This is a genomic window from Geobacillus sp. ZGt-1 (assembly GCF_001026865.1).
In the GTDB taxonomy this organism is placed as follows: Bacteria; Bacillota; Bacilli; order Bacillales; family Anoxybacillaceae; genus Geobacillus; species Geobacillus thermoleovorans.
Map to the genome: position 1 here is coordinate 1 of NZ_LDPD01000137.1, position 7381 is coordinate 7381.

Annotated in this window: 12 protein-coding genes; 4 read left to right on the top strand and 8 right to left on the bottom strand. The window is 47.0% G+C overall.

Annotated elements, in window-relative coordinates:
* Positions 1–150: 150 nt before the first annotated feature.
* The 4 genes from VU18_RS17700 to VU18_RS16085 form a co-directional block, all read right to left on the bottom strand.
* Positions 151–297, bottom strand: a complete 147-nt coding sequence (locus VU18_RS17700) for a YvrJ family protein (RefSeq protein ID WP_011229514.1) — start codon at positions 295–297, stop codon at positions 151–153.
* 64 nt (positions 298–361) lie between these two features.
* Complete coding sequence (locus VU18_RS16075) at positions 362–574, bottom strand: DUF2922 domain-containing protein (RefSeq protein ID WP_020961686.1); 213 nt, start codon at positions 572–574, stop codon at positions 362–364.
* An 18-nt stretch (positions 575–592) separates the two neighbouring features.
* Positions 593–814: a DUF1659 domain-containing protein gene (locus VU18_RS16080; protein WP_047758522.1), complete on the bottom strand. Its 222-nt coding sequence runs from the start codon at positions 812–814 to the stop codon at positions 593–595.
* A gap of 142 nt (positions 815–956) precedes the next feature.
* A complete protein-coding gene (locus VU18_RS16085; protein ID WP_047758523.1) occupies positions 957–1487 on the bottom strand; it encodes a competence protein ComK in 531 nt (176 codons plus the stop codon).
* Between the two features lie 290 nt (positions 1488–1777).
* On the opposite strand from VU18_RS16085, the gene VU18_RS17020 reads away from it, so the two are divergent.
* The 4 genes from VU18_RS17020 (at position 1778) to VU18_RS16105 (ending at position 4572) form a co-directional block, all read left to right on the top strand.
* Positions 1778–2191, top strand: a complete 414-nt coding sequence (locus tag VU18_RS17020) for a DUF6290 family protein (RefSeq protein WP_236687444.1) — start codon at positions 1778–1780, stop codon at positions 2189–2191.
* Between the two features lie 104 nt (positions 2192–2295).
* Positions 2296–3093 carry a ParA family protein gene (locus VU18_RS16095; protein ID WP_047758524.1) on the top strand — a complete coding sequence of 266 codons (798 nt, stop codon included), beginning with the start codon at positions 2296–2298 and terminating at the stop codon, positions 3091–3093.
* Positions 3077–3370, top strand: coding sequence for a hypothetical protein (locus VU18_RS16100; protein WP_012820753.1), 294 nt, complete (start codon positions 3077–3079; stop codon positions 3368–3370). The genes VU18_RS16095 and VU18_RS16100 overlap by 17 nt, the downstream gene beginning before the upstream one ends.
* An 89-nt stretch (positions 3371–3459) precedes the next feature.
* Positions 3460–4572: a DNA cytosine methyltransferase gene (locus VU18_RS16105; protein ID WP_023634597.1), complete on the top strand. Its 1113-nt coding sequence runs from the start codon at positions 3460–3462 to the stop codon at positions 4570–4572.
* A gap of 26 nt (positions 4573–4598) precedes the next feature.
* Here VU18_RS16105 and VU18_RS16110 read toward each other — a convergent pair whose 3' ends face one another.
* The 4 genes from VU18_RS16110 to VU18_RS16120 are packed head-to-tail and all read right to left on the bottom strand — an operon-like array spanning position 4599 to position 7239.
* Positions 4599–6230: an AlwI family type II restriction endonuclease gene (locus tag VU18_RS16110; protein ID WP_047758525.1), complete on the bottom strand. Its 1632-nt coding sequence runs from the start codon at positions 6228–6230 to the stop codon at positions 4599–4601.
* Positions 6223–6627 carry a hypothetical protein gene (locus tag VU18_RS16115; RefSeq protein WP_047758528.1) on the bottom strand — a complete coding sequence of 135 codons (405 nt, stop codon included), beginning with the start codon at positions 6625–6627 and terminating at the stop codon, positions 6223–6225. The genes VU18_RS16110 and VU18_RS16115 overlap by 8 nt, the downstream gene beginning before the upstream one ends.
* A gap of 23 nt (positions 6628–6650) precedes the next feature.
* Positions 6651–6821, bottom strand: coding sequence for a hypothetical protein (locus VU18_RS20920; protein WP_236687445.1), 171 nt, complete (start codon positions 6819–6821; stop codon positions 6651–6653).
* Entirely contained in the window at positions 6814–7239 is a 426-nt protein-coding gene (locus VU18_RS16120) for a very short patch repair endonuclease (protein ID WP_082218544.1), read from the bottom strand. The genes VU18_RS20920 and VU18_RS16120 overlap by 8 nt, the downstream gene beginning before the upstream one ends.
* Positions 7240–7381 lie beyond the last annotated feature (142 nt).

A 7381-nucleotide genomic window follows, 5' to 3' on the forward strand; every position in this document is an offset into this window, starting at 1 on the left:
CCTTGCGTAATGATGATATAAATCCCTTCCTCATAAGCCTTCCGGATCAACGCTCTAGCTTTATCCGCCACCAACGGATGAAGCCCAGACAGCCTTTTCTCCGCCCGGAAAAGCAGCTCCACCAATTCCACTTCGAATTCCCTCCCATCATCAATTCTGCGGACCTCGGCTTAATGCGATAGTTAGATCTTGAATGGATTTGGTCAACTGATCCAGCTTCGTCTCCATCCGATACAGAAGATAGATAGAAACAAGGATCGGGAAGGAAACTTCACTGATCATCGAAAACAAATCCATTGCTTTTCCCCCTTTCAATGCTCAAAAACGGAAGGCGAGAAACCTTCCGTTCATGACAGATGCGCTATGGCAACTGGATGTCTTGCGTTTCGCGGTCAATGATGCGTGCGCTCTTCGGGCTCACCAGCTCCCCGTTGCCGGTCATAAAAACATTTGCCGCTACGAGCTGGTTCATCACCGTTTTCACTTGCACCGGATCAACCGGCTCCTTGGGATAGCGGATCAAAATCCGCGCCGGCCCCGCTTGAGCGTTAAACGTCAATTCCAACGTCTTCATTGTTCATTCCCCCTCTCATCATGCATTGATAATATGGCTGGTCAACGTCGTGCGCACGTACCGCAAGCTGCCGCTCGACAAGCTGGCGATGGCGGCGGCGGCATCGTAAAGCGATTGGACACTTGCGTCGCTCTTCACTCTGAAGGTTTGCGAGCGGATGATGTCCTTTCCGTCTCTGTCCTTTCCGGCGTAGAAGTCCAAAACAAGAGTGCGGCCTGATACCATTTCAGAAGCGGCCATTTTCCTACCTCCTTTCGATTTGCCAACATCATATCAACCGATAACACCCATAGACAAAGACAATTTCAAAGCGAAAAAAGAAAAAAAGCGGCCTCCAATGCCGCCGATCCTTCCGGTTTATTGCGATAAATCATTCATTTCACTACATAACCACCGTTTCACAAACTGCGCTGCCGTTTACCCATTGCCTGCGATGCGGTTCATGAATCTCCCCGTAGCACATCTCAATCCATTTTGCATTTTTGAGTTGGTCGATGCAGAACTTGCGGGAATGAAACACAGGAATCTGATGTCCGGAAAGAAGATGGACCGTGGTGCACTGGGGCGATCTTTGCCGGAACTGCTCAATCTCTCTTGACACAAACCACCCTACACGGCTTTGCCGGCCGACCGGCTCGCGAACGTTAAACGGAATGATGGTAAAACCATACGACAACACGATGGGAACGAGCTGCTTTTTCCCCACCAACTCCCCATACCGATGGCGGTTGATCGAAATGCTTGTGCCAAAGAAGGTCAGAAGCCGCTTCAAAAACAGACTCGATTGTACGTCAAGCAGCTTGGTTTCCCCGCTCCTGAAAAAAAGTTTGACCGAATCCCCTCTGTTTTCCACGTTGACAGGGATAAACGCCTGGCCGGCATAGGCGAACCGCTTTACCTCTTTCCAGTCCAACTTTCTTCATCCCCTTCTTCCCCTTAACGCTCGGGGTGAAATTTGTCGAAAATATCACATTTTTAAGTATAATATACCCCTATTTGGCAAAAAAATCAAAATGGCAAAACCTTATCTTTCAGCTCGAAAACAGCGATTTTTGTTCTGAAAAACGCCGATTCGATTAATTTGTGCTTTGAAAGGCAAAATTGGAACTGGCATCTTGATTTTATGTCAGACGAAAAATGTTGAATCAGTGAAAGTCTGGAGGTATAATAAACACAAATAGTGTCGGACAAAAAATAGAGGTGATGGCGATGATGGAAGGAAGATGCTATGAGCGGCACGATTTCCAGGTCCTCGTCCTTCAGGAATTCGGCAAGCGGCGCCCTCGGTCCCCAGAGGAAACAAAGAGGCTGCAGGAAGAGTACCTCCGGCTTCTTGAAGAAATTCCCCGAATGTGGGAAGAATTCGTAGAGAAACATAAAAACATTTATGAGCGGTTCGGATACCTCGATGTTGTCGTCCATGATGATCTGCGCGTCGAACGCAAAAAGCTCCAACGTGGACGCCCGAAAGAAGAAAAGTCCAAGTCACATCGCATTACCGTGCGCTTGGACGACGAGCTTTACGAACTTCTCCAGAAATACTGTCAGACAAAAAACATGTCAGAGTCGGAGGCGGTGCGGCAACTCATATCGGAATTGAAGTGGAAGCGTTTCTAACGCTCTTATTTTTTGCAATCATTGAAGGAATCTATAAAATAACGTAGAATAAATCATATAAACAAAAGAAGAAACAAACCTTGGAAGAAAGGAAGGTGATATAAGTGGCCATCACCATCACCATGGGCATCCAGAAAGGCGGATGCGGAAAGTCCACGACAACAGGAGTCCTCGCCTATTTGTTGAGCAGGGACGGATACAGGGTTTTGGCCGTCGACATGGACTCGCAGGGGAATTTGACAGAGCTCCTTTCGCGAAAGCCATCCAACGAATTCACGGCGAAATCCGTTCTCGAAGCGATGCAGGAGAGGGATCCGGAGCCGTACATAGTCAAGGTCAACGACAGGTTGGATCTGCTTCCGGCCAACAACTTCCTGGCCACGTTCCCCCGTTGGATTTACACAGGGGAGACGTACCTTGGAAAATATATTAGGTATAAGGGAAAGCCGACCTTGATACTGGACGATACGTTGGACAAGATCCGGCATCGTTACGATTTCATTGTCATCGACACGCCGCCTTCGTTGAGCGAGCAGACGACAAACGCCTTGTGCGCAAGCCAGTATGTCATCATGATGTTCGAGTGCTCCAATTGGTGCTACTCGGCGGTCCCGAATTTTATGGAATCCGTTGAGGGAGCGAGGGTGCATGGGCGGCACAATACCAGGCTGCTGGGCATTCTCAGAACCATGAACGACGTCCGCCGCAGCGACGCGAAGGCATTCAATGAAATGATCGAGGAAGATTATCCGAACGAGGTGTTCAAAACGATCATCACCCGCAAGGCGCCGATCGGACGCCTGTCGCTATACGGCTTTGAGGAAAACAATGAGTTGAACCAGGCGCTGGAGCAGTATGAAAACTTCTACAAGGAGATGATGGAACGTGTCCAAAGTAGATGACATCAAAAACATGAAGCGCCAGCAAAAAGTCATCACGCCTACGCAAGTGTTGACCGATCCTGTCGGCGAGGAAAACAATACATCTTTAAACGAATATAACAATCAACCAAGAAAGGAAGATAAGAAAGTGGAAAGAAAGCGCGTTTCCTTCGATATTCGGACGGACCTGCACAAAGAGTTGAAAATGCAGTCGATTTTGCAGGAGAAGAATATCTATCTGTTGATTGAGGAAGCTGTTGAAAAATATCTGAATGAGCTCAAGAAGGGAGCCGAGTGAAGGCTTTAATTGAATTGCTGTTGTTTTTTTCAAAAATCCTCTATAATGTACTGACACGTTGATAATTCTTTCGCCACGGAGGTAATACAATGATTTTTCGCAAAGGAGAACTCTTCAGCGGTCCTGGAGGCCTTGCTTTAGGAGCCAAAATGGCGAGGGTGGTTGCTGCTGATGGCGAAGAGTTCCGCATTGAGCATGTTTGGGCCAATGACTACAACGAATCGGCATGCAGGACGTATCGACGGAATATCTGCGGCGATCCAGACGATCCATCCGTCATTGCATGTGATGTAAGGGAGCTTGACATTGAGCAGCTTCCCAGAATAGACGCATTATCGTTCGGTTTTCCATGCAATGACTACAGTGTTGTAGGAGAACACAAAGGAATGGATGGAGAGTATGGACCTTTATACACATATGGGGTCAAGGTCCTTAATATTCACCAACCAAAGTTTTTTGTGGCCGAAAACGTGGGAGGCCTGCAAAGCGCCAACGAGGGCCGTGCATTCATGCAGATTCTGAAAGAATTGTCCGAGGCCGGGAGAGGGTATGACATCGTGCCGCATCTATATAAATTTGAGGAATACGGCGTTCCTCAGATGAGGCACCGCATTATCATAGTCGGCATCAGAAAAGACCTGGATTTGAGGTTTAAAGTTCCTGCGCCGACTACTCCCGACAAGTATGTGACGGCGAAGGAGGCGATCACCAATCCGCCGATCCCAGACGACGCACCCAACCACGAGTTTACGCGCCATAACGCAAAAACAGTAGAAATGCTCAAACATATACCGCCGGGTGAAAACGCATGGTATGAAGGGATACCTGAGGAGTTGCGCTTAAATGTAAAAAAAGCAAGGCTGAGCCAAATCTACAGAAGGCTGCATCCTGATCAGCCCTCCTACACCGTTACAGGGAGCGGCGGCGGTGGAACGCACGTATATCACTGGGAGGAGCCGCGGGCTCTCACAAACAGGGAAAGGGCGAGGCTCCAGACATTCCCGGATGATTTTGTGTTTGAGGGGACAAAGGAAAATGTCAGGCAGCAAATCGGCATGGCAGTTCCTCCGAAAGGAGCAAAGATCATCTTTGAAGCCATTTTGAAGACGTTCGCTGGCATTCCGTATGAATGCGTTGAACCTAAATGGGATGTTGAAGAATTGTTTGGAACGGAGCAATTGGCCATTCCAGAGCTTGTGTAGAAGGGCGGAGGGAAAAATCCCTCGCCCTAGCTTGTCTCTTTTAATTCTCGAAGCAGAGCTTCGAGCGACTTGTATCCTTTGTTTTTGACAGCCTTGACAAACAGTTCGGCGCGGTCTTCCAATGGCACATCGTTCTCAATGCAATAATCAAGGAAGCCGAGCAAGGTTCTGGCTGTGACTAAAAATCCGCTGATGGGATTTCCGGTGATTCGCTTAGCTTTGTCCGATATCTTTTCCAGGTTGCGCTCCCCGCTGAAGTCGTTTGCGGTCACATAGCCGAAAAACGTTAGCTCTTTGCCTTCATATCCCGTGTAATTGGGGATGTATTCAGACGCCATATGTGAAGCCAAGGAAGAGGACAGTGGGAACTTTCCTGCATAGTTTTTGGCGTCAATGATTCCGAATTTGCTTCCTCCATACCCGGCGATGATTTCGATTTCTGTTCTTTCCCCGTTCTTGGCTTTGGGGCGCATTGCAACGTCAAACCCCAGCGCGCTGAATATTTGGCCGGTCTTGTCTTCAAACGCCAAGTTGTCTTTTTCATTCAAGTAGGCCTCTACAAAATCGGAGTTGATCCCTTCAAAATCGTCTTTGCTTTCCACTATCTCATGAATGACCTTTTCAATGTCTCTCGGCGATAAATATTTTTGGAGGGCCCCAGCGATTTCCTCTTTCGACATCGATTCTATGGATGGAAATTGTGCAAGGATCCTCTCTGCTTTCGCCCGAAGCTTGCTGGAGTTTGCAGCTGGTTTTATATTGCCGTATCTGCTGGCCTTGTAGCTGTCGACATCCAAGCCGCTGTTTTCCGCCATGCGCTCGAGCGATATCATGTACCGTGTGTTGAATGGGTAGCGTTTTTCGATTTCAGCGATTTCCTGCTTAATTTCATTGATCCTGGAAGAATCGCCTTTCAAAGCCTTGCCGCGAATGTATTCGACCAATCCTGTGTAATCGCTGATGAGCATAAAAGTGTGGGCCACGTCGGAGTGGGCTTCGTAAAAGTCCCTCGCTCCTTTGTCTGATCTTTCCCTATGGTCGAACTTGGCGGCGATGTCTTGTTTCATTTCTTCTCTCTCGCGAGGGCCGGCTTTTCGGAACGCCAATATTTTATGCACGATTTCATCCAGCTGCGAGTCCTTTTGGGCTGTCATGGCAAAATAAGTGATCTCCTCTTTTGTTACATAAAAGTCCAATCTTTCGTCATTCGCCAACTTGATCAGAAACAGGACAGGGCGGATCCGAAACCCTTCGTCGAATTTTGGGCGGAATCCCGGCTCGAGAAAATAAGCGTTTGGATATTGGAGCGTCAAGACTTGTTTTCTTGTGTTTTCGTACACCTTTTCTCCCTGGATGAGCTTTTCTCCGACTTTTGTAAGGCGAATATATCCGTCATCATCTACATAGCAATAGGAGAAGGTTTTGAGCATGGCCATCCATGTGCGTCCTCCGGAACCGTCATGGCTGACGTTGTTTCTTTTGATCCCCATATTTGCGAGCTCTTCTTCATACCGTTTATGGACTTCTCTATTTCCCGCCCATTTCAGCCTGAAATCATCCGTCGCCTTCTGCAAAGCCAGCAATGCCTCTTGATGGAATCGGGGGTCTCTTTCCGGGCGTGTAATAAACCATACCTTTCTGGTGCTTTTCTTATTCATGGTCGAGCATCTCCTTTATTTCTGCGTAGATGTCTCTCTCTTCGATTGTAAATGGATCGACTTTTTTGGACTGGGTGGTGGAAAAATAAAAGTCCAGCGACTTGAAAAACTCCTTGTTTTCCTTGATCAGCTCAGTGATGTCGGCATCTGAAATTTGGTTGAGGATGCTGACGGCTTTCTCAATTTCATTGTCGATTAGAATTTTGGAATAAATGGAAATCTTATTTTCCCCAGTAATCTGCTCCGCTGCGTGCACATAACGGATTATGGTGGCCACAGACGGGACCGACATTTCGTTGATGATTTTATTGAAGGCGTTGTCGGGAGCGCCAATATATCGGCTGATTTCCCGGTTTGCAATCCGATGCTGGGATAAAAATCTGTTGAAGTTGTCCATCACTTTCCTGCTTATAATTTTGCTTAATATTTTTTGCAATAAATTTTTGTTCCTCCTGGAATTATGGAGCAAAAAATTCCTCCCCCTCCTCCAATTAACATCATAGTTTTTGTCTTTGTATAATACATAAACCTTATAAGGTTATAATTTTTTACAAATAAAAAAACGCTTGCTGCATCCAAGCGCTCATCCATCCGTGGCTTGATCAATGAAATTCTTTATTTGCTTTATTGTTTGATCAAAATCCTGTTTCAAATCATGCTCCCACACTCTCAAGCAATTCCAGCCCATTTTTCTATAATATTCGTTGACTTCTTGATCCCTATTTTTGTTTCTTAAGAGCTTTTTTTCCCAATATTCCCTATTGCTTTCAGGCATATTCCCGTGCAGTGGACATCCATGCCAGAAACATGAATCAATGAAGATGGCGACTTTATACTTTTTGATGGAGATATCAGGTTTCCCAAGGAGGGTCTTGTCGTTCTTTCTAAATCGATATCCTTCCCTCCAGAGGGCTTTTGAGACCGTATCTTCCAACTGCGAGCGCGACTTTATGGCTTTCATGGTCTTGGAACGTTGCTCTTTGGTAAGATTGTCGCTCAAATGGATCACCCCAGTCAGCGAAGCCTTTCAGAAGCGTATATTTACTACTGATTATATCAGATAAACGAAATCCGCGCCGGCCTGTCCGTGGATGCCGCTTGCAAGCAGGACCATCCATAGCCATGTGGAGTGTGGCCGAAGAAGCCAATGC

What these genes read in the sequence shown, in the direction of transcription:
- VU18_RS17700 (WP_011229514.1), bottom strand. Translation starts at nt 297, where the DNA reads ATGGATTTGTTTTCGATGATCAGTGAAGTTTCCTTCCCGATCCTTGTT.
- VU18_RS16075 (WP_020961686.1), bottom strand. Translation starts at nt 574, where the DNA reads ATGAAGACGTTGGAATTGACGTTTAACGCTCAAGCGGGGCCGGCGCGG.
- VU18_RS16080 (WP_047758522.1), bottom strand. Translation starts at nt 814, where the DNA reads ATGGCCGCTTCTGAAATGGTATCAGGCCGCACTCTTGTTTTGGACTTC.
- VU18_RS17020 (WP_236687444.1), top strand. Translation starts at nt 1,778, where the DNA reads ATGGCGATGATGGAAGGAAGATGCTATGAGCGGCACGATTTCCAGGTC.
- VU18_RS16105 (WP_023634597.1), top strand. Translation starts at nt 3,460, where the DNA reads ATGATTTTTCGCAAAGGAGAACTCTTCAGCGGTCCTGGAGGCCTTGCT.
- VU18_RS16110 (WP_047758525.1), bottom strand. Translation starts at nt 6,230, where the DNA reads ATGAATAAGAAAAGCACCAGAAAGGTATGGTTTATTACACGCCCGGAA.
- VU18_RS16115 (WP_047758528.1), bottom strand. Translation starts at nt 6,627, where the DNA reads ATGGACAACTTCAACAGATTTTTATCCCAGCATCGGATTGCAAACCGG.
- VU18_RS20920 (WP_236687445.1), bottom strand. Translation starts at nt 6,821, where the DNA reads ATGGATGAGCGCTTGGATGCAGCAAGCGTTTTTTTATTTGTAAAAAAT.